At 51.3% G+C, this 23,989-nt stretch carries 18 protein-coding genes and 1 other RNA gene; 9 read left to right on the plus strand and 10 right to left on the minus strand.

The genetic code is table 11. The annotated features are described in order from the left end of the window. Nucleotides 1-77 precede the first annotated feature (77 nt). From ltrA to gcvT, 4 genes are all read right to left on the minus strand, one after another. Nucleotides 78-1,466 carry a group II intron reverse transcriptase/maturase gene (ltrA, locus tag AC566Q_RS18935; protein ID WP_499609383.1) on the minus strand — a complete coding sequence of 463 codons (1,389 nt, stop codon included), beginning with the start codon at nucleotides 1,464-1,466 and terminating at the stop codon, nucleotides 78-80. A 623-nt stretch (nucleotides 1,467-2,089) separates the two neighbouring features. Next, complete coding sequence (gcvP, locus tag AC566Q_RS18940; protein WP_499609386.1) at nucleotides 2,090-4,987, minus strand: aminomethyl-transferring glycine dehydrogenase; 2,898 nt, start codon at nucleotides 4,985-4,987, stop codon at nucleotides 2,090-2,092. A gap of 86 nt (nucleotides 4,988-5,073) precedes the next feature. Then, the gene (gene gcvH, locus AC566Q_RS18945) at nucleotides 5,074-5,466 is read right to left on the minus strand and encodes a glycine cleavage system protein GcvH (RefSeq protein ID WP_105935947.1); all 393 of its coding nucleotides are present in this window, start codon (nucleotides 5,464-5,466) and stop codon (nucleotides 5,074-5,076) included. 26 nt (nucleotides 5,467-5,492) lie between these two features. Continuing rightward, on the minus strand, nucleotides 5,493-6,587 hold the full coding sequence (gene gcvT / locus AC566Q_RS18950; protein WP_499609390.1) for a glycine cleavage system aminomethyltransferase GcvT: 1,095 nt from the start codon (nucleotides 6,585-6,587) through the stop codon (nucleotides 5,493-5,495). Between the two features lie 139 nt (nucleotides 6,588-6,726). On the opposite strand from gcvT, the gene AC566Q_RS18955 reads away from it, so the two are divergent. From AC566Q_RS18955 to AC566Q_RS18965, 3 genes are all read left to right on the plus strand, one after another. Further along, the gene (locus AC566Q_RS18955) at nucleotides 6,727-7,578 is read left to right on the plus strand and encodes a LysR family transcriptional regulator (RefSeq protein ID WP_499617556.1); all 852 of its coding nucleotides are present in this window, start codon (nucleotides 6,727-6,729) and stop codon (nucleotides 7,576-7,578) included. 69 nt (nucleotides 7,579-7,647) lie between these two features. Continuing rightward, nucleotides 7,648-10,455 carry an ATP-binding protein gene (locus AC566Q_RS18960; RefSeq protein ID WP_499609393.1) on the plus strand — a complete coding sequence of 936 codons (2,808 nt, stop codon included), beginning with the start codon at nucleotides 7,648-7,650 and terminating at the stop codon, nucleotides 10,453-10,455. A 98-nt stretch (nucleotides 10,456-10,553) separates the two neighbouring features. After that, nucleotides 10,554-10,742 (plus strand): hypothetical protein, encoded by a 189-nt coding sequence (locus AC566Q_RS18965; protein ID WP_105935943.1) that lies wholly within the window; start codon nucleotides 10,554-10,556, stop codon nucleotides 10,740-10,742. A gap of 46 nt (nucleotides 10,743-10,788) precedes the next feature. Here AC566Q_RS18965 and AC566Q_RS18970 read toward each other — a convergent pair whose 3' ends face one another. The 6 genes from AC566Q_RS18970 to AC566Q_RS18995 all read right to left on the minus strand — a co-directional run bounded on the left by AC566Q_RS18970 (nucleotide 10,789) and on the right by AC566Q_RS18995 (nucleotide 18,144). Next, a complete protein-coding gene (locus AC566Q_RS18970) occupies nucleotides 10,789-12,066 on the minus strand; it encodes a M24 family metallopeptidase (protein WP_499609399.1) in 1,278 nt (425 codons plus the stop codon). 23 nt (nucleotides 12,067-12,089) lie between these two features. Next, nucleotides 12,090-13,445 (minus strand): M24 family metallopeptidase, encoded by a 1,356-nt coding sequence (locus tag AC566Q_RS18975; RefSeq protein WP_499609402.1) that lies wholly within the window; start codon nucleotides 13,443-13,445, stop codon nucleotides 12,090-12,092. Between the two features lie 402 nt (nucleotides 13,446-13,847). Beyond that, entirely contained in the window at nucleotides 13,848-15,023 is a 1,176-nt protein-coding gene (locus AC566Q_RS18980) for an FAD-dependent monooxygenase (protein WP_499609405.1), read from the minus strand. A 25-nt stretch (nucleotides 15,024-15,048) separates the two neighbouring features. After that, on the minus strand, nucleotides 15,049-16,242 hold the full coding sequence (gene ubiH / locus AC566Q_RS18985) for a 2-octaprenyl-6-methoxyphenyl hydroxylase (protein ID WP_499609408.1): 1,194 nt from the start codon (nucleotides 16,240-16,242) through the stop codon (nucleotides 15,049-15,051). Nucleotides 16,243-16,270: 28 nt separating this feature from the next. Then, nucleotides 16,271-17,584: a Xaa-Pro aminopeptidase gene (gene pepP, locus AC566Q_RS18990; RefSeq protein ID WP_499609411.1), complete on the minus strand. Its 1,314-nt coding sequence runs from the start codon at nucleotides 17,582-17,584 to the stop codon at nucleotides 16,271-16,273. After that, nucleotides 17,584-18,144, minus strand: coding sequence for a UPF0149 family protein (locus tag AC566Q_RS18995; RefSeq protein WP_164464717.1), 561 nt, complete (start codon nucleotides 18,142-18,144; stop codon nucleotides 17,584-17,586). The genes pepP and AC566Q_RS18995 overlap by 1 nt, the downstream gene beginning before the upstream one ends. A 258-nt stretch (nucleotides 18,145-18,402) precedes the next feature. Here AC566Q_RS18995 and ssrS point away from each other — a divergent pair. From ssrS to serA, 6 genes are all read left to right on the plus strand, one after another. Next, a non-coding RNA gene (ssrS, locus tag AC566Q_RS19000) (6S RNA) lies at nucleotides 18,403-18,584 on the plus strand. Between the two features lie 21 nt (nucleotides 18,585-18,605). Continuing rightward, complete coding sequence (locus AC566Q_RS19005) at nucleotides 18,606-19,502, plus strand: ribokinase (RefSeq protein ID WP_499609417.1); 897 nt, start codon at nucleotides 18,606-18,608, stop codon at nucleotides 19,500-19,502. 33 nt (nucleotides 19,503-19,535) lie between these two features. Further along, a complete protein-coding gene (locus AC566Q_RS19010; protein WP_499609422.1) occupies nucleotides 19,536-20,480 on the plus strand; it encodes a nucleoside hydrolase in 945 nt (314 codons plus the stop codon). A 42-nt stretch (nucleotides 20,481-20,522) separates the two neighbouring features. Further along, entirely contained in the window at nucleotides 20,523-21,116 is a 594-nt protein-coding gene (locus AC566Q_RS19015) for a 5-formyltetrahydrofolate cyclo-ligase (protein ID WP_499609425.1), read from the plus strand. A gap of 129 nt (nucleotides 21,117-21,245) precedes the next feature. Next, nucleotides 21,246-21,899 carry a ribose-5-phosphate isomerase RpiA gene (gene rpiA, locus AC566Q_RS19020; RefSeq protein WP_499609427.1) on the plus strand — a complete coding sequence of 218 codons (654 nt, stop codon included), beginning with the start codon at nucleotides 21,246-21,248 and terminating at the stop codon, nucleotides 21,897-21,899. 190 nt (nucleotides 21,900-22,089) lie between these two features. Beyond that, a complete protein-coding gene (gene serA, locus AC566Q_RS19025; RefSeq protein WP_105935934.1) occupies nucleotides 22,090-23,319 on the plus strand; it encodes a phosphoglycerate dehydrogenase in 1,230 nt (409 codons plus the stop codon). Nucleotides 23,320-23,989 lie beyond the last annotated feature (670 nt).

A 23,989-nucleotide genomic window follows, 5' to 3' on the forward strand; every position in this document is an offset into this window, starting at 1 on the left:
ATCGAGTAGGAGGGAGTTTTACAACTCCCGTCCTCTCACACCACCGGGCATACGGTTCCGTACCACGGCGGTTCATATTAACACTGGAACTGTCGGTGACACTCCAGCAGTGATACCAGCCCCATTTTATCGAACCACCCTTTTCTGAAGGCCTGATTCATATGGCTAGCCCCCGCATTCCACCATGCACCTCGTTGGTTTGTCGCTGACCACCATGCCCGACTCTCGCTAAGGCCTGCTTTCATCAGATTACCAGCACGGGTAAACACTCCCTTCCATTGCCGCCATAACAGGCAGCGGAGTTTTCGTCGTATCCAACCGTCTAGTTCTTCCAGCACGCCTTTAACCTTTGTCAGGCGGAAGTAGCTTATCCAGCCACGAAGTACTGGTGTCAATACGTTTATCGTGTCACTGACTGAGCGCGAGCAATGCCCTGTGGTCAGTTCGCGGATTTTATCCTTGAAGCGACTCACACTTTGCGCGGCGATTTTCACCCGGCTCTCTTTGTGCCGGGTAAAGCTATAGCCTAAGAACTTGCGTTCCCATGGCCGGGCTACCGCGCTTTTGTTGACATTCACTTGCAGCTTCAGTTCGTTAGACAGGAAGTCGGTGATATCGGCCAGTAAGCTCTCGCCTGCCTTTTGACTGCTCACGTAGATATTGCAGTCATCGGCATAGCGGCAGAAGCTGTGACCTCGTCGCTCTAATTCATTGTCTAAGCTATCCAGCAGGATGTTTGATAGCAATGGTGACAGTGGGCCGCCTTGCGGCATGCCTCTGTCCCTTGTGACCCATTCGCCATTATCCATCATGTCCGCTTCAAGGAAGCGACGGATGAGTTTCAACAGCCGTTTATCTTCTATCAGGTTCGCCAGTTTCGACATTAAGATGTCATGGTCTACCCGGTCGAAGAACTTCTCCAAATCCATGTCTACGACCCACCGTTTTCCGCTACGTATGTATTGCTGTGCTTGTTGCACTGCTTGCCATGCATTGCGGTTTGGTCTGAATCCGTAGCTGGAGTGAGAGAAGTACGGCTCTACCAACGGACTTAGCCGTTGTGCTATCGCTTGCTGGATGAGTCTGTCTACCACCGTTGGTACGCCTAACGTCCTGACGTCGCCGTTCGGTTTCGGGATATCCACTTTACGGATGGCCCGCGGTAGATAGCTGCCCTCTGTCAGTGAGACCTTCACACCTTGCCAATGCTGTTTCAGCCACGGTTTTAAGTCCAGCGTGCTCAGGTTATCTACACCCGCTGCGCCTTTATTCTCCACCACCCGCTGATAGGCCAGCATCATATTGGCTCGGTCTGTCACTGCTTCCATCGTCACCGATGGTTCCGCTTTCGTTCGCCCACTGCCCGCCGTGTCAATTTCAACACCAGAGGCGTATCCCGACAGGTTCCGCCCGTCTTCGCACTCACTGGCCGCAGTCTTTTGCGCTTGTGCATCATTAATCAACATCGAGTAACAGTGTCCTAATAGCGGTTAAGTATGTTCAGCCCTTCATGTTATCGGTTTAATAACACTACTACGGCCTCGGCTGACTTCTGATATTCCATCCCAACACCTCTTGATGTCAGTAGCACGCTGTTTTTTTAAAAAAAAATAAATCAGAGGCAGAACATCAGACCTCCCGGGGTAATTCGCGCGACCTTCCTGCTTATGCCTGTCGGCTTTACGTTGCTGCATTCCGTGCAAGTATTGGGCTTTAGTGATAATCGCCACCTCACCCTGCAACAACGCCTAAACCGCTTCCTGTTCGTCAGGCCAGCATTTTGCCTTCGGCTTCCTTCAGATTTCACCTCGCGGTGAACACCCTTGCCGTTCGGCTAACACTTCCCCTTGCCGGGTGTGCAGAGGACTTTCACCTCCAAGTCATCAACTCACCACCACAGTGAGTTAAACGGTGTCGAAACACCACGCGCCATGCCCGGCGCACGATACAAAAAGGCGAACCACCTGGTTCGCCTTCCTCATATCTAGCTATTCACAATCTTAATTGTATTCACAAACTTAATTGTCGCGTTCACAATTTTAATTGCAGTTAGTCAGTCGCGGACTTAATTACGCTGCACACAAATTCATCACTCTTCCATATAACTCTCGAGTGGAGGGCAGCTACACATCAGATTACGGTCGCCGTAAACGTCATCAATACGGTTTACGCTTGGCCAGAACTTATTGCGGGCGACTGTAGGTACAGGATATGCCGCGGTGGTGCGGTCATAGCTACGATTCCAGTCGTTATCGCAGATATCGGCCAGTGTGTGTGGTGCGTTGTGCAGTGGGTTGTCGGTGGCATCCCATTCGCCGCTTTCCACTTTGGCAATCTCTTCGCGAATGTGGATCATGGCTTCTACAAAACGGTCCAGCTCAAACTTCGATTCTGACTCGGTTGGCTCAATCATCAGCGTACCGGCTACCGGGAAGCTCATGGTTGGCGAGTGGAAGCCATAATCGTTCAGTCGCTTAGCGATATCCAGCTCAGTAACGCCAGATGATTCCTTTAGCGGGCGCAAGTCAATAATACATTCGTGTGCCACGTGGCCGTTACGCCCTTTGTAAAGCACCGGATAATGGCCTTCCAGTGAACGCGCCACATAGTTAGCGTTCAGAATGGCCACTTCGGTAGCTTTGCGTAAGCCGGCACTGCCCATCATTTTGATGTACATGTAGCTGATAGGCAGAATCGACGCACTGCCCCATGGCGCGGCTGATACCGCACCACAGTCTTTACCCGCACCTTCAATGTCTACCACAGTGTGATTAGACAGGAACGGCGCTAAATGCGCTTTTACGCCGATAGGCCCCATACCCGGGCCGCCACCACCGTGTGGAATACAGAAGGTTTTGTGCAGGTTTAAGTGCGATACATCTGAGCCAATAAAGCCCGGTGCGGTAATGCCCACCTGTGCATTCATATTGGCGCCGTCCATGTATACCTGGCCGCCATGGTCATGCACAATGTCGCAAATTTCACGCACGGTTTCTTCGTATACACCGTGAGTAGACGGATACGTGATCATAGCACAAGACAGGTTATCACCTACTTCTTCCGCTTTAGCACGCAAATCGTCAAGGTCTACGTTACCGTTTTTGTCACAGGCTACTACCACCACTTTCAGGCTAACCATTTGCGCAGAGGCAGGGTTAGTTCCGTGGGCAGAGCTTGGGATAAGGCACACGTTACGATGACCTTCACCACGGCTTTCGTGGTAACGCTGAATCGCCAGCAGACCGGCGTATTCGCCCTGAGCACCAGAGTTAGGTTGCATAGATAGCGCATCGTAACCGGTAATGCTGATTAGCCAGTCGCTGAGCTCGCTGATCATCTCCTGGTAGCCTGTAGCCTGATCCAGCGGTGCAAACGGGTGCAGCTGGCCAAATTCAGGCCAGGTTACCGGGATCATTTCGGCCGTAGCGTTCAGCTTCATTGTACATGAGCCCAGAGAAATCATTGAGTGATTCAGCGCTAAATCTTTGTCTTCGAGGCTCTTAATGTAACGCAGCATCTCTGTTTCTGAGTGATAGCGGTTAAACACTTCGTGAGTCAGGTAGTCACTGGTACGTACCAGATCGGCCGGAATAGACTGGCTTCCCTGAGTGGTCACCTGGGCATCGAGGTCTTCAATGCTCAAGCCGTGATCATCGCCAATTAATACGCTGAACAGGTTCAGAATGTCGTCGCGGGTTGTGGTTTCATCCAGCGCAATACCCACAGCGCCTTCAAGGTCTGCACGCAGATTGAGGCCCAGTGCCAGCGCTTTTTCAATCACACTGTCTTTGTTATCCACCAGCACGGTGAGCGTATCAAAGTAAGTGCAGTGCTTCAGTGCCAGACCTTTCTTGGTTAAACCTGCAGCCAGAATATCGGCGAAGCGATGAATACGGCTGGCGATGGTTTTAATGCCTTCAGGGCCATGGTAAACCGCGTAGAACGAAGCCATGTTGGCCAGTAATACCTGGGCAGTACAGATGTTTGAGTTGGCTTTTTCGCGGCGGATATGTTGCTCGCGGGTTTGCAGCGCCATACGCAGTGCCTGACGACCACGAGTATCTTTACTTACGCCAATAATACGGCCTGGTAATGAACGCTTGTAAGCATCACGGGTGGCAAAAAAGGCGGCGTGTGGACCACCGTACCCCATGGGTACACCAAAACGTTGGGCACTGCCTAAAGCAACATCTGCACCTAATTCACCAGGCGACTTCAGCAGCGCCAGGCTCATCAAATCTGTCGCGACTGCCACAATGCCTTTTTTCGCCTGCACGGCAGCAATGATATCGCTTAGGTCTTTTACTTCACCGGTGGTGCCAGGATATTGCAATAAGGCGCCAAATACATCGTGATCAGCGGCTTGCTCAGCCGGGCCGGTAATAATGCCAAAACCAAACATCTCAGCACGGGTTTCTACCACGTCGAGGGTTTGCGGGTGCACATCATCGGCCACGAAGAATAGATTCGCTTTTTTGTTTTTTGATACCCGTTTGGCCAGCGCCATGGCTTCGGCCGCCGCGGTGCCTTCGTCCAGCAATGAGGCTGAGGCCAGCTCTAAACCGGTTAAATCGATTGTCAGTTGCTGGAAGTTCAGGATGGCTTCTAAACGGCCCTGGGCAATTTCTGGCTGATACGGTGTATAAGCGGTATACCAGCCCGGGTTTTCCAGCACGTTACGTAAAATGACGTTTGGCACGTGGGTATCGTAATAGCCCATGCCAATAAACGAGCGGTTAATTTTATTCTTTGCGGCGGTGGCTTTAAGGGCTGCCAGCGCTTCAACTTCGGTGGCGCCTTCGCCAGTTTCGATAGGTTTATCCAGACAAATGCTGTTGGGCACGGTCTGATCGATAAGGTCATCCAGTGAGCTGGCGCCCACTTTGTCCAGCATCTGCTGGATTTCTTCTTCGCTGGGGCCAATATGACGGCCAACAAAGGCGTTTTTTTGCTCTAACTGAGCCAGTGAAATTGAAGCGTTTGACATAATTCGTTAAGCATCTGCAATAGAGTAAAAAGAATAAACAAAGGGGCCAATACCGCCCCTTTATTATCAATGTTGTAACGTCCGACTTATTCGTCGTCCTCGATACTGGCAGCGTAGCCTTCAGCGTCGAGCAGCTCGTCTACTTCAGCTACATCGTCGGCCTTGATTTTAAATAACCAGCCGTCACCGAATGGGTCTGAGTTAACCAGCTCTGGTGAGTCTTCAAGTTCTTCGTTTACCGCCAGCACTTCGCCGGTGATCGGGGTGTAAACGTCTGATGCGGCTTTTACCGATTCAGCTACTGCCACATCATCGCCGGCATTTACCTGATCACCCACATCCGGTAAATCAACAAATACCATATCACCTAATAAATCCTGCGCGTGCTCAGTGATACCAATGGTAAAAACTCCGTCACCTTCCGGGCGAACCCACTCGTGTGACGCCGCGTAACGTAAATCATTTGGGATAGTACTCATGTGTATTCCTGCTCTTCGTTAAATTGTTATAAAACACTTTTTCCATTGCGGACAAAACTGGGCTTAACCACTTCTACTTTAACCCACTTTTTACGCATTTCCACCTCTACGGTGCTGCTGTTAGTCGCAGGAATACGCGCCATGGCTATGGCATGTCCTAAGGTAGGTGAGAAGGTACCCGAAGTGATAATGCCCGCTTCGCCTTCTGCTGTTTTGACTTGAAGTCCGGCGCGCAATACGCCTTTTTCTTTCATCACCAGGCCAACCAGCTTTTGGGTGCCCTGTTCACGCTGTGCCTCAAGCGCTGCACGACCCACAAAGTCACGCTCGGCAGGTTCCCAGGTCACGGTCCAGCCCATGTTCGCTTCCAGCGGCGAAATGGTTTCGTCCATATCCTGGCCATATAAATTCATGCCCGCTTCCAAACGCAGCGTGTCCCGTGCACCCAGTCCACTGGGTTTTACCCCGGCATCCAGCAGGCTCTGCCACAGCTCAGGGGCTTTTTCTACCGGCACCATAATTTCGTAACCGGCTTCACCGGTATAGCCAGTAGTGGCAATAAACAGATCTTCGGCCTGCACACCGTAAAACGGCTTCATGCCTTCAACCGCTTCATTCTGAGCGTTAGAGAATACTACCGCCGCTTTGGCTTTGGCCTCTGGCCCCTGCACCGCAATCATGGCGAACTCAGGACGTTCGGTAACTCTTACGTCAAAGCCTTCAGTTTGCTTTAACAGCCAGTTCATGTCTTTTTCGCGGGTCGCCGAGTTAACTACCATGCGATAGTTGGTAGCATCAAAATAATACACAATCAGGTCATCAACCACGCCGCCATCGTCGTTCAGCATGCCACTGTATAACGCTTTGCCCTTGTCCTTGAGCTTATCAACATCGTTAGCCAGCAAGTAACGCAGATAGTCTTTAGCCTGGCTGCCGGTAACATCAACAATGGTCATGTGCGACACGTCAAACATGCCCGCCGCCTGACGTACAGTATGGTGTTCTTCGATTTGCGACCCATAGTGAAGCGGCATATCCCAGCCGTGGAAATCGACCATCTTGGCACCTGATTCAAGGTGTTTGTTGTATAACGCGGTGCGTTGTGTAGTTGCGCTGCTCATTGTGGCTAACCCGACATTGTGAAGATATTGCATAAAAGTATAGGGAGGCCTGGCAATCACAACAAATTGGAAATTCTTATGAATGCATTTAAAATACTTATATACACAAGCCTGAATATCAGAATTACTAATCTTTATGATGAAGCAGCTATCCTTAGACAACCTGCGCACCTTCGTTGGTGTCATTGAACAAGGCGGTTATGCTAAAGCCGGCCAGTGGCTGGGGCGTTCACAACCTGCCATCAGCCTGCAGATAAAAAAACTGGAAGAACAGCTGGGTAAAAAGCTATTCACTAAAGTCGGTCAGCGACACTTACCAAGCTCAGATGGTAACTGGCTGTATCCTAAAGCCAAGGAGCTACTGGAACTTAACGACAGTATTTTTCGCAGTCTGGATCCCACTCCGTTACGCGGTCGCATGCGGTTAGGGATCCCCAACGAGTTTGCCTCTACCTTGCTGCCCGGCCTGATTGGCGAGTTTTCCAAACGCTATCCGGATGTATCACTGGAAGTGACTTCGGCCCTGAGCCGCGAACTGCTTCACCCGTCGCGGCAAAATGACTTTGACATGATCCTCGCGCTGGTTAACCCGGAGCAAGCCACCGATGGTGATGTGATCCTCGAAGATGAGGTCGTCTGGGTTGGCGATCCGGCTCATCCGCTCATCACTCCCAATATTGCCCTGGTGCTGGCGCCCGATGGCTGTATTTATCGCAGTCGCGTAATCACCCACCTTAAACAACAAACCACGGCCTGGAAGATAAGTTACACCAACGCCGATTTATCCGGACTCGTTGCGGCTATTCAACAGGGTTTGGGTATCACTGCGCTGGCACGCTCCAGTATGCCGGCGAATCTGATGGAGCTAAAACATAAAAACCTGCCGGCACTGGGAGGGATCAACGTATGCCTGTTTATTCAGTCTACCCAGCACCCGGTAGTCAGCAGAACACTGGCAGACTTTATTACTCGTCGATTAAGAGAACGATAATTTCCAACAGAACTTGGGGGTTCGCTACTTTGCACTATACTTTGCTCAAAGCCCCTGTTTTTCGAAGATATGCTAAGTACCCCCATAGATAGCAATCTGGTTGACGATGATTACTCCTTATTAACCAGCGACATGACCGCAGAGGAAGCCGCCCAGCTTACACCTGTCTTTCAAACGCTCACCGATCACCTTAATCTGGATGGTGCGATGCTGTTGTGTCATTCACGTTCGCTGTGGAACCAGCTGTATTTCACCACCGAGCAATCACTGGATAGCGAGTTTATCGAGTCATTGCTGGGGCAATTCAGAGCCGAGAGTCGCTGGCATTGCCCTGCCGGTATTCTCGACTTTGCCCTGCCTTGTCACGACGAGTTGGCAGCACTGACCTTATTCAGTGAACCACTGAATATTGAACTTAGTCTGTGCGTGATGCTAAAGGCTGGCACCACAGCCGATGAAGCACTGTTTAATCGCTTACAGCATTATCTGCAAATACTCACTACCCTGTGCGAGCATATTACCCGGCAGCGCATTTTGCAGGCCAGACTCATCAAGAAAAAACGGCTCGGGTTTATTGTAGAGGCCTCCGGGGCCGGCACCTGGGAATGGGAGATACCCTCCCAGCGCGTGCAACTCAACGCCCGCTGGGCCAATATGCTCGGTTACGAGCTAAATGAGCTGGGTCCGCTGTCTTTAGATACCCTATTTAATGCCATGCATCCTGAAGACCATGATAAAGCCAGGGCTTTACTGCAAGATTGCCTTGCTGGCCACAGTGAATACTTCGATTTCGAATGCCGCATGCTGCATAAAAATGGTGAGTGGATGTGGTTTTTCGAACGAGGCAAGGTTACCGACTATAACGCGAAGGGCGAGCCAGTGCTGATGGCGGGCACCCATACTGATATTACTGAGAAAAAACGCATGGCGCTGGCCCTGTCCGAAAAGGCCAGTTTTCAGCAGTTGATGTTTGATCATTTACCGGTGTACTTATTTATTAAAGACACCGACTACCGCATCGTGATGGCCAATGATAAGTTTATCTCGCTATACCCACCTGAAAAACGGGATAAGGTGATTGGCTACACAACCGTTGAGGAATATAACAAGGATGAAGCGGGGCAGTTTTTGCGTATGGATATTCTGGCCTTTGCCTCAGGCAGTTCAGAAAACGAAGAGCAAATCCAGTTTCCCAACGGCGAAATCCGTACCCTGTGGACCAAGAAAGTCCGCTTTGAGGATGCTCGGGGACAATCTTTTATTCTGGGTGTGGCTACTGACATTACCAACGTGAAGGCCAGTGAACTGGCCATGCAACTGGCAAAAACTGAAGCGGAACAGGCCAATCAGGCTAAAAGTGAGTTTTTAGCCGTCATGAGTCATGAGATCCGCACCCCAATGAACGGCATTATGGGTATGTTGCAGTTGGCGGTTCAGCACGCCTGTGACAAACAACAACAACGCCGCCTTGAGCTTGCCCGCACCAGTGCCAGTGCCTTGCTTACCATCATCAACGATATTCTCGATTTTTCTAAAATCGAAGCGAACAAAATGGAGCTGGAGTACGCCTCTATCGAAATAGATTTACTGGTACAGCGTATTGTCGAGGAACAACTGGCTCATCTGAATACGAAGCCTGTACAACTCCATGTTGATTTAAGTGATTTACCCTTTAACCGGCTTACCGGCGATGAAGTGCGCCTCGGCCAGGTGTTAACCAATTTGCTGTCTAACGCGATTAAATTTACTGCCGAGGGAAAAGTACAACTTGGTCTGCGCGGCATTCCGCTGGACAGCGAACATATTCTGCTTGAAATCACCGTGGAAGATACCGGAATAGGCATGACCGAAGCTCAGCAACAAGTATTGTTTAAGCCGTTTACCCAGGCCGACTCATCCACTACCCGGCGCTTTGGTGGCACCGGCCTGGGGCTGTCTATTGTGCACCGCCTGACTCACATGATGAAAGGCAAAGTCGCCGTAACCAGTAAACTCAATGAAGGCAGTCAGTTTACCGCCACGGCAACGTTATCTTCACCGGTACGCCTGCAACAACTGCCTGAGGTAGGTGGTGTCATCGTATTGAGTTCACTGCACCGTCAGGCGCGATTGCTGTGTAAGCAACTGGCAGTGTGGAAGGTTCGCTTTATATTAATTGACTCGCTCGACTCACTGGCTGAGTTCAGCGAAAAAATGCCGCCCAACATGGACTGGCTGATTATTGATGCTGCGCTACAGGCTGAATTCAGCGCCTGGCGAAACAGCAAAAAACAGGCCCGGCGGGTTGAGCTATTACCCACCAATCTGGCTGTGCTTGTTGATCGCGATACTACCATTAACGTTACGTCCTTACCTGACAACACACTCCATACGCTCAATAAGCCGGTGTTACGCCATGAGCTATTCGCCTTGCTGCAGGGCTCAGCCAGGAACGTTGCAAACAATGCCGATCTGTCATTCATCCCGTCCCATCAGATGGTGGTTTCAACAGGTCGCATCCTGCTAGCAGAAGACAACCCAATTAACCGGGAGGTGGCTTTTTATATGTTGCAGGACTCTGGCTTCTCGGTGCTCTCGGCCGAAGATGGCAAACACGCTATCGATTTGCTGAAAACCAACAATGATATCGATCTGGTCCTGATGGATTGCCGCATGCCGGTAATGGATGGCTTTGCTGCCACCCATGCTATCCGCACCGGCAAGGCAGGTGAGGAGTACAAAAATATTCCTATCGTGGCGTGTACGGCAAATGCTTCCGTACAGGATAAACAGGAATGCCTGCAGGCCGGCATGAACGCCTACATCACTAAACCGTTACGGAAGAAAATTCTCATCGACACCGTTTTAGCGATGCTTAACCCCGATTATTCCATCTGACAATACTGGCTTTTTTCCGGTCTTCCTGTCAGCTCTCATTGAGCGTTACATGCACTACTATGAGCTGGCAGTTTATTTTTTAATCACGGAGAAAAATCATGAGCAAAACAACCCTTACCCCACTTAAGCCTCACCAATTGTTAAACGTTAACGGTGCTGGTACAGTTTCTTTACCAGGCCTGTTTCCTATTCCTATGCCAGCCCCAATGCCAGGCCCGGTGCTCATTCCCGACGACAAGGAAGACGACACCATTTTTGTTGGCCTTAAGGTAACCCCGATGGAATAAGTAGGATTAATAGCGGCAGGCGGCAGTAGCCGCCTGCCACTTATTTTTAAACTTTCAGCGGCTCCAGTTTACCCAGTGGGTCGGCCAGCGATTCTGGTGGAGAGGTAAACCAGGCGGGGCCATTGGTAGTCATGTATAAACAATCTTCCAGTCGCACGCCAAACTCGCCGGGTAAATAAATGCCGGGCTCATTAGAAAAGCACATGCCGGCTTGCAACAGGGTACTTTCACCTTTTACGAAGTTAACACTTTCGTGCCCTTCCATACCTATGCCATGACCAGTTCGGTGAGACAGCCCTGGCAACACATAATCAGGCCCGTACCCTAACGCGGTATAGTGTTCGCGCACCGCATCGTCCACACTGCCGGCAGGTTTACCGAGTTGCGCCGCCGCAAATGCGATCTCCTGCCCTTTCCGTACGGTTTGCCACACCTGCTGTTGCTTTTTATCAGGCTCACCAAATACAAACGTCCGGCTGATATCAGACTGGTATCCATGCACCGCACAACCGCAATCCATCAGCACTACAGAGCTATTTTCGATAACCTGTTGCTGGCGCGTACCATGAGGGTAGGCGCTGGCTTCGTTAAACAGTGCCAGGCTCCACGGCCGGCTGCCTCCCAGCGCCACCATGGCCTGGTTCATCATGCTCTTGACTTCGGCCTGAGACATGCCTTTGCGTAAGCGTTTATACACGTAGCCATAAGCCGCCAGGGTGATTTCGTTAGCTTTATGCATCAGCTTGAGTTCATGCGGCGACTTCATCATTCTGCAGCCGCGGGTAATCGGTTCGGCGCTTACCGCACGCAGTTTTGGGTTAGCACTCAGGATCCCGTCTGAGACAAAAAAGCGCACACTGTTTTCAAAACCAACGGTGCCCTTGTTAATACCGCGATCGACCATGATCTTTGTCACCAGTGCAAACGGGCTCTCGTGTTCCTGCCATACCCGCACATCATCGCCCACTTCCAGGGATTCGCGGATACTGGGCTCTTCAAAGAACGGACACACTACGCCAATATCACCTTCCCGGGGGATCACTACCCCGGTTAGCCGTTCGCTGCGCCACCACTGAATACCAGTGAAATACACCATGGCCGCACCGGGTTCCAGAACAATAGCATCGATGTTTTGTTGTGCCATCAGTTGTTGTGCCCGGGCGATCCGGGCGCGTCTTTCACTGGCCAAAATGGGCGACAAGTCACCCACCAGGGATGACAAAGAAGCCAGTTCTTCTTGTTGGCCCGCGGCGCGGGTATTGCCCGCCATTAACAAACTTACGCTGCTTAAACCGGTTAATTTTAAAAATGTACGTTTATCCATATCTCGTTCTTCTTGTTTGGATGTTAAAACTTATGCGTAAATACTGAGCGCGAGGGGATTTCTATCAGGCGGGTCTGTCGCCCGTCCAGATACCAGACGCCGGTGTCATCAAAAAACGCATCTTCTTCCAGCATAATGCGAATTTCTTTGCCCCAGGGCTCTACCATCACCGCGTTATTCAGCTCAATGCTGTAGGCAGTACTTATATGCAGCGGGTAATCACCGTCGCCCGGCACGCCGCCCTGCTTATCCCACATACCCAGCGTGGTGCCAGCGGCATGACCGTGATACCCCAGCGGATGAGTATAAATAGTCGGTTTTAATCCCGCCGCCTTGGCTTTAGCCAGACTGCTTGCCAGTACCTCGTTACCAGTGCGGCCTGCGGCGAATTCACCAGTAAAGATATCCTGTAACTGATTGGCTTTTTGCAGCGCCTGCTGCAGGTATTCCGGCGCGCTACTCTCGCCAGGCATTAAAATATAAGCATGCTGCTGTGTATCGGTATTCAGGCCCAGATAGGTAATGCCAAAATCCACGTGCAGCAAATCACCGGGCATAATGACCTCGGCCTTATCATCGTCAAACGTGGCTTCATGATCAAAGCGCTGATTATCGCTTCGCTGCAAGGATACCGAAGGATGAAACCAGGTCGATAGCTTCAACTCCGCAACACGCTCTCTGAACCACCACACAAGATCATCGGTAGTCGTTTTACCTACCGTGATAGTGTTGGCTGAAAAGCCCTCGGCAATGATCTGATGGGCTACCGCCACCATTTTCTTGTAAAGGGCAATTTCGGCATCAATTCGGGTTTCCAGCCAGCTAACGGCCAGAGCCTCGGCCGATACTACCCGCGACTGGTATTTTTTAGGGAGTTCAGCCATCAAACTGGCGCGGTCGGTAACGGTAAGACCATCGGCATGGGCCCAGATTTCCGACTGGTTTACGCCGATAGTGTTAGGATCAAAACGTTTAATAATTGCATTCAGTGCCTGCCACTGATCCGGCTGCGCAGATTTATCCCAGGCCCGTTCAAACATACTCCCCACCTTGTACGGCGCTACCGCCAGCGTATGCACCTTGCCCTGCTCACCCCTGGCGATAACAAGAATAGTGGTGCGTCTGGCAGTTTGCAGCCAGTCTGCCGGCAGGAAGGTGCGTAAAACGGGGTCTTCATTGTACTCGCGGCTGATCATCAGCCACATGTCGATGCCGCTGCGGGCCATTAACTGGGGTAAGAGCTGCTCAACCCGCTTGGCCAGCAAGGTATCCTGCACTTGTGCGCGCTCGCGCAATGAGAGTAGTTCGTCGGCCGGTGCCGCCTGACTGTTAAATACGGCTAACCCGCCCAGTAGCAGTAATACATTCAACACGCGCATACCCGGTATGCTCCTGATTGTGATCAAAGGTTTATACCAATCCGCATAGAAGTTTACCCTCTCAGAGTGATCCCTGAGGGCTAGTCGAAAACGACTTAGATCACGACGCGTTCTCTGTGGCATAGTCATTCTATGTCCAGAGGGCGCAACACAGATGTAAGTCGTTTTGGCCACTCCCTTCGGGCAAGGCTGTCAGGCTTTCTGGCGTTGTTACGCTTGCTTGATTTGACACCACCAAACCTGTGCAACCAAGCCTAGCCAGAAAGCCTGACAGTCTTGCTGAGTGGGCAAACTTCTATGCGGATTGGTATTGGCTACTGTATGCCCGCTTGGCCGCCGTTGCAACGCCAGCGCGATAACCTGGCGTGCGATGAGGTTAAAGGCGGTATTGGAACTGGCCTGTTACCAGCCCATGGCCTGGGTTATAAAGCGTTGTTTTATCGCCGGGATAGCATCGGCCGTGCACATCCCTACGCCGCGGATGAGCTTCTTGAGCGGATGGCTGCCACCAAACAGTTGCTTAAAGCTTTCCATGGCTGCAATCATCTTAACCGCCTCACTCTTACGGGCCCGTTCAAAGGCTCTTAACTGACGGGCCTGATAAAACGCGGCCTGCTCAGCGGCCAGCTTTTGCAGGCTATCCGCCAGGGCAAAAGCATCCTGTAGCCCAAGGTTCGCGCCTTGTCCGGCTAACGGATGAATCGTGTGGGCTGCATCACCAATAATAACTAAGCCATCGCTCAGCCACTGGCGGGCATAGCGCATGGTTAACGGAAAGTGCATGCGTGCACTTTCAACCGCGATTTCGCCCACATCGCCTTCAATAGCCACCTGCAGGGCTTTGGCGAAGTCACTGTTAGATAACGCCAGCAACTCGTCGGCTTGCTGACTGTTCTGCGACCACACAATAGAGCATAAGTTAGTATCGCTTAAGGGTAACAAGGCCAGCGGTCCGGTGGGCGTAAACACCTGGCGCGCCACTTTACCGTGCGGCGCTGCGGTTTTGATGGTTGCCACAATGGCGGTATGACCGTAATCCTTAAACGTCAGCGGAAAGTTGGCGTATTTACGAATCGCTGAATTAGCCCCATCGGCACCCACTAACAATCGGCAGGATACCACTTCGTCGGTGTCCAGCATAAGCATGGTTTCGGCTTGGCCGGTTAACACTTTGGCAATGTGGGTCGAAGGTAACATTTGCACATTAGGCTGCTGACTGACCTGATGATGTAATGCGTTAACCAGAGACTGGTTTTCAATGATATGCCCCAGTTCAGAGGTGCCCATTTCTTCACTGCTGAACTGGATGCGGCCAAAACTGTCCTGATCCCAAACCTGCATCTGGGTATAAGCACTCAGGCGCTGCTGGTCGAGATGCTGCCACACGCCCAGTTGCTCAAGCACCTGCTTATTGGCCGCGTTAATTGCTGACACCCGCAGTTCGGGCTGCTCTGAAAGAGGCTTAGCAATGGGAGTGGTGTCGATCAGAATAACCGACAAATCGGCTTCTTTCAGAGACCGGGCCAGTGCCAGCCCCACCATGCCTGCGCCTACAATTGCGATGTCCGCCTGATACATATTTTAAGTCCTGTCTTGTTCGGATTTACTGTCCAAAACCCATGGTCTGGCGAACAAACTTCTGCGAAAGTCCGTCGCAAAATTCCATCGCCAGTAAGCCGGCATTTCGCCCCGCCACCAGTGGTGCATATCGATTGGAGAACAGCCTTACCAGACCATCCGTTAAACCGATGGTCGTCGCTTTATCCTTTACTCTGTTTTGGCGGTATTGGTTTAACACCGCAAACGCCCCTGGATCGGTTGCGCTTTCCAGAATATCGGCCAACGCCAGTACATCCCTGAGCCCAAGGTTAAAGCCCTGCCCTGCAATGGGATGCAACGCCTGTGCGCCATTGCCAACCACCACGCAGCGATGGCCGGTAAATTCGCGGATCTGATTTAACACCAACGGGTAACTGTGGCAGCTGCCCACCTTGTTAATCACGCCATGTCGGTAGCCGATTTGCTGCTGCAACCGGCTGATAAACTGTGCCTGTGGCCACGCCAGGGCGGCTTCTGCCTCGTCGTGGCTTAGCGTCCAGACTAACGAGTAACAGTTAGCGTAATCACTGCTGTCATCTTCAGCAAAGGGCAGCAGGGCCAGTGGCCCGTTTGGCGTAAAACGTTCGTGGGCCCAGCCGTTATGCGGCTCACTTAATTGCACGTTGGCAATAAGCGCAGACTGGCCGTAGTCTTCGCTGCTACGCTTGAAATTGAGTTTATCCGCCAGCTCAGAGCGCCCGCCATCAGCCAGCACTAATAAACCGGCACTTAACGTGCTGCCATTGCCGAGCTGTAGCTCGATGCTATCGGTAGATTGGTTAACTTCATCAACCGTTACGCCTTCCAGCACGCTGAGTTCTGGTAACCCGGCGGGAAAAAGTTGCTGGCCGAGAGCCTGAATTCCCACTACCTGGCCAAAACTTGGCAACTGATGATCGCTGGCGTGCAGGCGGGTCTGGCCAATAAATCCCTGGTCGGAAACCAGTATATGTTCGATGGGCGTAGCGAAGGCTTTTTTCAGTTCGACGCCCAGCTCAGTTAGCGCCTGTTCGGTACGTTTTGCCAGGGCGATTACCCTCGCATCAAACCCCGGATGGCTGTGCGGATCCCGGCTAAACTGATTGGCGTCGATTAAGGTAACACTGTGGCGGCCCTGCCTGACCAGCATACGCGCCAACGCAGAGCCCACGGCTCCGCCGCCCACAATAACAATGTCTGACTGGTTATTCTTTGCCACTGACTGTGTTTAATCCTTCTACGGGCAATCAGCCCTCGGCCATTAAGGCTTCAATATCTGCAATGGTTTTAGGCACGTCACCGGTTAACATCTGGTAACCTTCACCGGTAATAACGATATTATCTTCAATTCGGATCCCTATGCCGCGATACGGCTCGGGAATATCATCTTCAACCGGTATATACACACCCGGCTCAACGGTAATAACCATACCATTAGCCAGCGGTCGGGGCTGGCCATCCTGCAGGTAATCGCCAACATCATGGACGTCAAGGCCAAGATAATGCCCCAGGCCATGCATAAAGAAGCGTCGCCAGCTTTTATTGGCCAGTGCTTGTTCCGGGCTTTCTTTCAATAAGCCTAATTCGCACAAACCACGGCAAATAACCTCAATGACCACTTCCGTCACGGCCGGTAATGTTACCCCGGCTTTGAGTTGCGCCAGAGCGGCCAGTTGCGCATCAAGCACCAGCTGATACACCCTTGCCTGTGCCGCAGTAAATTTGCCATTAACCGGAAACGTACGGGTGATATCGGCAGCATAGCCGTGAAATTCGGCTCCTGCATCGATCAGGATCAAGGAACCATCAGCTATTTGCTGGTTATTTTCTGTGTAATGCAGGATGCAGGCGTTTTCGCCGCCCCCCACAATGGTGCCGTAAGCGGGTTGCCGGGCACCAGCCATGGCAAACTCATGATGCAATTCGGCTTCAAGCTGATATTCGTAACAGCCAGGCGAGGCAAACTGCATAGCCCGGCGGTGAGCACGGGCTGATATTTCGGCAGCCTGGGTCATAACGGCAATTTCTTCGCGCGATTTAAGTAACCGCATTTCGTGAATTAACGGTCGGCAATCCACCAGCGCGGTAGGCGCTAAGTTTTGTTTCGGCGTTTTACGCAGGGTATCGAGTACGGCAAATACCGCCTCATCGGCAAAAGCAAATTCACCCTGCGGGAAAAAGACCTGCTGATGGCCTTCGAGCCATTCGGTCAGCACCTCAGGCAACACTTCGGTGGGATAAGCTTCATCCAGTTTGAACGTTTCCAGCGCCTGCTCCGGCCCCAGCCGCTTGCCGTGCCAGATTTCGAGCTGCGGATCTTTAGCCTGACACACCAGAGCCCGATAATCCCCGGCGTAGCGCTCGTGGTTAGAGAGCAACAACCAGGCGTCGGGCTCATTAAAGCCGGTCAGATACCAGAAATAGCTGTTTTGTCGAAACACATATTCGGTGTCACGGCTGCGGGTAACCCGTTGCGCTGCCGGCAGCACCAACACGCTCGACGGCGGTAACTGACGCAGCAGGCGGGTTTGGCGCTGGCGAAATTGTTTTACCGTAACCATTAATGTACAGAAGGTGTGTCTTGTTGGTCGTCGAGCAGTGACTGACCCAGTTCGTTAAAACACAGCAGCGCAGAAATGCGCACGTATTCCACCACTTCGTGCAGCGCTTGCTCTGACTCTTCGTCATCGTTCATGGGTTCTTCCATGCGGGCGATATCCGAGAAATCCTGCAATGCTTCACGTACATCATCAGAACAATTACTGAGCTTTTGCTGATACAAACCAAATCCGGCCATAAAACCCTGAACCCAGTTTATAAGTGCCAGACCGCGGTCGTTAATAGGCTGATTATCATCTGGCAGCATCAGGCGTAAAGCAAACTGACCATCGACCAGTTGCTGGCAGGTTTCGTTAAACAGGTTTTGTAATTGAGAGACCACAGTAGAGGCCAGCGGCTGCCCCTGATTCATGGTGTCCTGCAGTACCACAAGCCATTGCTGCTCACTCAGTGACATGCCGCCACACAGCATGCCGCACATCATGCCATGGATTTCAGCGCCATCCACAACCATCTCGTTATCGGCAAGGCACTGGGTTAAAGAATCGAATTCAGTGGACATAGGGTATTCCATAAACAATTTGGCCAATGCTAACAAATGCACTGGTTTAAATCCAAAACTCCCGCTTATATAAAAAGCGGGCGGGTTAAATAAACAGCTAAGCGGATACAAAGTAAAGCATTTGAATATCATATGTCGTATCGTGTCTGGCAGTTCAGGGCTGATTCTACTATGATCACTTTTCGCAAGTTATTCATCACAGACTTGCATAGCGACACAGAGGGCGTAAACTTACTCCCTTGAACTCGCTAACAACAATGTCTCCTGGAGTGTTTGCCAGTCTATTCATGTCCCTGGCCGATGCTATTTACCAAGGAAGTTGACTTGTTACTATTGAGCAAGCTCGGCTCGTACCGAGAAGCCTACGGTGATAATGATGCTTCCGCCCTGAACTTTTCGGTTCTAGGGCGAACAATAGACAGCGGCACTTTGGGAGACGCCATTTATCGACGGAATTAATAATGGCAATAATAAACTTTGGATCGGTAAATATTGACCATGTCTACCAGGTCGACCACTTCGTTCAACCCGGCGAAACTATCGCATCAACTAATTACCAGCAATTACTTGGCGGCAAAGGAGCCAACCAGTCAATCGCTCTGGCGGCAGCCGGCGCAGAAGTTCGCCATGTCGGCAAGGTAAATCAGTCAGACAGCGCCTTTAAGCAAACACTGATTAAGCACGGTATTGACTGCCAGTTTTTGCAATGTGTGGAGGCGCCTTCCGGCCACGCCATTATTCAGGTTACCCCCTCAGGCGAAAACGCCATTGTACTGTTTGGCGGCGCCAATCAGGAAATCGGCAGTAAAGAGATTATGCATGCGCTGGATAAAGCCCGGCCGTCAGACTGGGTATTAACGCAGAACGAAACCAGCGGCCTGGCCGAAACGCTTCAGCAAGCCAAACAAAAGCATATTAAAGTGGCTTTTAACCCGGCACCAATGAGTGAATCGGTGAAGTCTCTGCCCCATGAATGCATCGACCTGCTGATCGTCAACGAAGTAGAAGCGGCTGAGCTTTCCGGCGAGCGGGAACTCGATGCTATTATTGAACACTATAAAACTCAGTGGTCACATGCTGAGGTTATCATTACACTGGGTAAAGCCGGTGTGATTATGCTTAAGAATCAACAAACCATTCAGGTCGACGCTTTTGTAGTGGATGCAGTAGATACCACCGCAGCCGGCGATACCTTTATCGGCTATTTTTTAGCGGCTTACAGTCAGCACGCGGATGCCCGTCAGGCATTAAAACGGGCCTGCGCGGCATCAGCCATTTCCGTCACCCGGGCTGGCGCGGCTCAGTCGATCCCCGAAGCCAAAGAAGTGGATCGCTTTTTAGCGAAACACACCGGCTAAACGGCAGAGTAAAAAGCATTAATTGAGAATACTATGACGCACAAAATTATTATCGACACGGATCCGGGCATCGACGATGCTATGGCGATCTTTTTTGCCTTTCAGTCACCTGAAATTGACGTACTTGGCCTGACCACTGTGTATGGCAACATTCCGGTTAGCATGTCGGCCCGCAACGCACTCACATTATGTGATATCGCTGGCCGCCAGGACGTACCGGTTACAAAAGGTGTCGCGTTACCCTGGGTAGGCCCCGAGTCTGATTACGCGCACTTTGTGCACGGCGACGACGGCTTCGGTAACATCGATTACCCACCTTCAACCCGCGAGGTTGACCCTCGTAGCTCGGCCGAATTCATTGTTGAAATGGCCCGCAAGCACCCAGGCGAGATTACCCTGGTAGCCATTGGTCCGTTAGGCAATATTGCCCTGGCGCTGCGCCTGGAACCTGAATTACCAAAACTGGTAAAAGGGATCAGCATTATGGGTGGTGCCGCTTTTGTACCCGGTAATGTTACGCCGGTAGCGGAAGCGAACATCTGGAACGACGCCCACGCGGCTGACATTGTTTTCTCAGCCGACTGGGAAGTTAAAATGTTTGGTCTGGACGTTACCCTGTTTGCCCCAACCGACCCGAAATTTGTTGATATTCTGGCCGAGAAAAATCCGGTGATGGGTGGCTTTATGCAAAAAGCATCACAGTTCTACATTGATTTTTACTCGCAAAATCGCGACGAAAAAGTGTGCTTTTTCCACGACGCCTTCCCGATTGCGCATTTGGTGAAGCCGGAACTGTTTGAGTTTACCCGTGGCAACATTCGCGTATCTACCGACGAATTAAACCGGGGCCAGACTGTAGTCGCCAAGCCTGGCACCACCGCCAGCCCGCTCTGGACCGAAGCAAAATTTGTGCAGGCCGCTACCGGCGTGAAACACGACGAGCTTTTCCAGCTGTTTATCGACACTTACGCTCTGTAAAGTATTACGCCCTGCCACCTGGCGGGGCATTTTATTCCGCCTATGACTAACACCAAGCCATTAACCCGCCGGGCACTGCGCCAATCACTGCGCGCTCAGCGCAATGCCTTAAGCCCCGGCCAGCAAAGTGAAGCAGCCCGTTTACTCAGCGAGCAGATTCAGTCGATTATGACTCAGCCAAACAGCACCGTGGCAGGGTATCTGGCTAATGATGGTGAAATCGATTTAACACCCACCATAAAAGGTTGCCAGCAAAACGGCGTAGTTACACTACCTGTGTTACACCCGTTTACCGGTAAGCATCTGCTGTTTCAGACCTTTACTGAGCAGACAGAAATGACATTGAATCGCTTCGGGATAAGCGAACCTGCCCCCAACAGCACGGCAATCCGTTTGCTAAATCAACATCATTTGCTGCTAATGCCATTAGTAGGATTTGATGCTCAGGGTAATCGTTTGGGTATGGGCGGCGGCTTTTACGATCGCACTCTGGCCAATATTAACGCCCTGGATAACCGACCTACCCTGGTTGGCGTTGCCCACGATTGCCAGCAGGTTGATGAATTACCCATTGAGCCGTGGGATGTGCCATTGGATCTTATCGTTACCCCAACGCAAATCATCTCCACCCGCTGATCCAACTTATACGCTCTTCATTTCCGGCCGTGATATTCAGTTTTTAACGCGGGCAGATCCTATAATTCCCTATGCGAAGTGAGGCAAATTCGGCTAAAATACCGCCTCTTTTTTTCAGCGGGTATTAGCATGGATCAGAACGCGAAAAAGCAGGCCGTTGGCCGCGCTGCAATTAAATATGTTGAGCCAGACACCATTATTGGCGTTGGTACGGGCTCTACCGTTAACTATTTCATCGATGCACTGGCCGATATTAAACATCAGATTGCTGGTGCAGTATCTAGCTCGGTCGCTTCCACTGAGCGCTTAAAAGCGCTGGGCATAGACGTATTTGAACTCAATGAGGTCGACAGCCTGTCTATTTATGTTGATGGCGCTGATGAAGTTACCGAACACAAGCACATGATCAAAGGCGGTGGCGCGGCACTGACCCAGGAAAAAATCGTTTCTGCAGTCGCTAAGACCTTTGTGTGTATCGTGGATAACAGCAAGGAAGTGGGCGTACTGGGCAAGTTTCCTTTACCGGTAGAAGTTATCCCCATGGCACGTTCTTATGTGGCCCGCGAACTGGTAAAACTGGGCGGCGATCCGGTTTACCGCGACGGCATAGTAACCGATAACGGCAACGTAATCCTGGACGTACACAACCTGGAAATCCTTAACCCGGTTGAGCTGGAAAAAGCCATTAATAACATCCCCGGGGTGGTAACCAACGGGATCTTTGCATTACGTGGCGCTGATATTGTGCTGGTTGCTACCGACGACGGTGTGGCAACACGGTGATAAACCATCAGACACTACTGGATGAGCCCTGGCAAAACCGCCGGGGCCTGACATGGCTAAAAACGACCAATTCGTTCCTAGATATTCCAAAGTGATGCAACAAAGCGCTTTGTTCTACCCGGGAGTTTGTGGTACTTTACCCGTATAGACGTCCAGATGTCTCTTAAATTCCCTGACTGAGAGCGATGTAATGAGCAAATTTTCACTATCAAAAGATAAAATTAAGATCTTGCTGCTGGAAGGTGTGCACCAAAGTGCCCTGGAAACCCTGCAGTCTAATGGTTATACCAACATCGAGTATTTAAAAACCTCGTTACCGGAAGATGAACTCATCGAAAAGATCAAAGACGTTCATTTTGTGGGAATTCGCTCACGTACTCAAATTACTGAAGCTGTGGTTGATGCGGCCAGCAAACTGGTAGCCGTAGGCTGTTTTTGTATTGGTACCAATCAGGTCGATCTGAAAGCGACTCAGGCCCGCGGCATTCCGGTATTTAACGCACCGTTCTCAAACACCCGCTCGGTAGCCGAGCTGGTACTGGGCCAACTGATCCTGTTACTGCGTCGGGTACCTCAAAAGAATGCTCAGGCGCATCGTGGTGGCTGGGACAAGAGTGCTGAAGGCTCTTATGAAGCCCGTGGTAAAACACTCGGTATCATCGGTTATGGGCACATTGGTACCCAGCTGTCTATTCTGGCTGAGCACCTGGGTATGCGCGTGCGCTTCTTCGATATTGAAGACAAACTGGTACTGGGTAACTCCGAACAGGTCAAATCAATGGATGACCTGCTTGCCATGTCAGACGTAGTCTCTCTGCACGTACCGGAAACCCCGCAAACCAAAAATATGATTGGTCAGGCGCAACTGGCTAAAATGAAAAAAGGCGGTATTTTAATTAACGCCTCACGCGGTACCGTGGTCGACATCGACGCGTTAACTGAAGCACTGGCCTCCGGTCACATTGGTGGCGCTGCTATCGATGTATTCCCGGTTGAGCCTAAGTCAAACAACGAAGAGTTTGAATCACCACTGCGTCAGTTCGACAATGTTATCCTCACTCCACACGTGGGCGGTAGCACCCAGGAAGCGCAGCAAAATATCGGCATCGAAGTGGCTGGTAAGCTGGCCAAATACAGTGACAACGGTTCTACTCTGTCTGCGGTTAATTTCCCGGAAGTATCGCTGCCAGAAAATGTGAAACGCTCTCGCTTGCTGCATATCCACGAAAACCGCCCTGGCGTTTTAACCCAGATCAACCAGGCATTTGCAGCCAAAGGCATCAACATTGAAGCGCAGTACCTGCAAACCAACGCCGACATTGGTTACGTGGTTATCGACGTAGAAGCCGACAAAGCCGAAGACGCACTGTCTGAATTAATGCAAATCGACGGTACTATCAAAACCCGCGTACTGCACTAATCAGGCTTCACCGGATAAATTATCTAAAAGGCTGTCTTCATTTAGACGGCCTTTTTTATGGGTAATGCAACGGCATCAAAACCGACTGTCGTACCGCTCAGGAGATCCCCGCTCAAACGCATGCGGGGATGACGGGGTTGCAACATGCGCGGATGACGGGGGTTGCAAAATGCGCGGATGACGGGGGTTTTTAGCGTAACTAAAAAGGCTTACAAGGTTGTTTTAACATGAATTAAAGCAGCCACAATCATTCCGTCTTCCCGGAATTTGCGCAGCAAATATCCGGGATCTCCCTATAAAGCTCAAGTTTATCACCGCAGTCAATTCGACCGCTCTTAACCTGTTCGGTTATTGCGAACTATTGATAAACAAAAAGCTTCAGGTAATCCGTAGGCTTGTCACGGACGACGAGCCAGGGGCAGCGCGGGCAGGACGCCCGCTCTGCTCGTTAGGTTTGCCCTTTTTGTTTCTCAATAGGCTTTTTCGCAATTTAGAACTGAGCGACGCTGTTATGAAGAGCCTAAGGGGTGGCCTCACTGCCACCCCTGGTCGTCGTCGGCGACCCGACAAAATGTTGGTATAACCTTAGCTTCTGATAAGGATTTATCGGATGAGGCAACCTGCTCAGGAGATCCCCGCTCAAAAGCATGCGGGGATGACGAAGGAGGTG

The sequence above is a fragment of the Alteromonas sp. H02 genome (assembly GCF_059682525.1).

Excerpts from the sequence above, each read along its gene's own strand:
- AC566Q_RS18955 (WP_499617556.1), top strand. The coding sequence starts at position 6,727 with ATGAAGCAGCTATCCTTAGACAACCTGCGCACCTTCGTTGGTGTCATT.
- AC566Q_RS18965 (WP_105935943.1), top strand. The coding sequence starts at position 10,554 with ATGAGCAAAACAACCCTTACCCCACTTAAGCCTCACCAATTGTTAAAC.
- gcvT (WP_499609390.1), bottom strand. The coding sequence starts at position 6,587 with ATGAGCAGCGCAACTACACAACGCACCGCGTTATACAACAAACACCTT.
- AC566Q_RS18980 (WP_499609405.1), bottom strand. The coding sequence starts at position 15,023 with ATGTATCAGGCGGACATCGCAATTGTAGGCGCAGGCATGGTGGGGCTG.
- AC566Q_RS18960 (WP_499609393.1), top strand. The coding sequence starts at position 7,648 with ATGCTAAGTACCCCCATAGATAGCAATCTGGTTGACGATGATTACTCC.
- pepP (WP_499609411.1), bottom strand. The coding sequence starts at position 17,584 with ATGGTTACGGTAAAACAATTTCGCCAGCGCCAAACCCGCCTGCTGCGT.
- AC566Q_RS19010 (WP_499609422.1), top strand. The coding sequence starts at position 19,536 with ATGACGCACAAAATTATTATCGACACGGATCCGGGCATCGACGATGCT.
- AC566Q_RS19005 (WP_499609417.1), top strand. The coding sequence starts at position 18,606 with ATGGCAATAATAAACTTTGGATCGGTAAATATTGACCATGTCTACCAG.
- AC566Q_RS19015 (WP_499609425.1), top strand. The coding sequence starts at position 20,523 with ATGACTAACACCAAGCCATTAACCCGCCGGGCACTGCGCCAATCACTG.
- gcvH (WP_105935947.1), bottom strand. The coding sequence starts at position 5,466 with ATGAGTACTATCCCAAATGATTTACGTTACGCGGCGTCACACGAGTGG.
- rpiA (WP_499609427.1), top strand. The coding sequence starts at position 21,246 with ATGGATCAGAACGCGAAAAAGCAGGCCGTTGGCCGCGCTGCAATTAAA.
- AC566Q_RS18970 (WP_499609399.1), bottom strand. The coding sequence starts at position 12,066 with ATGGATAAACGTACATTTTTAAAATTAACCGGTTTAAGCAGCGTAAGT.
- AC566Q_RS18995 (WP_164464717.1), bottom strand. The coding sequence starts at position 18,144 with ATGTCCACTGAATTCGATTCTTTAACCCAGTGCCTTGCCGATAACGAG.
- ltrA (WP_499609383.1), bottom strand. The coding sequence starts at position 1,466 with ATGTTGATTAATGATGCACAAGCGCAAAAGACTGCGGCCAGTGAGTGC.
- serA (WP_105935934.1), top strand. The coding sequence starts at position 22,090 with ATGAGCAAATTTTCACTATCAAAAGATAAAATTAAGATCTTGCTGCTG.
- AC566Q_RS18975 (WP_499609402.1), bottom strand. The coding sequence starts at position 13,445 with ATGCGCGTGTTGAATGTATTACTGCTACTGGGCGGGTTAGCCGTATTT.
- gcvP (WP_499609386.1), bottom strand. The coding sequence starts at position 4,987 with ATGTCAAACGCTTCAATTTCACTGGCTCAGTTAGAGCAAAAAAACGCC.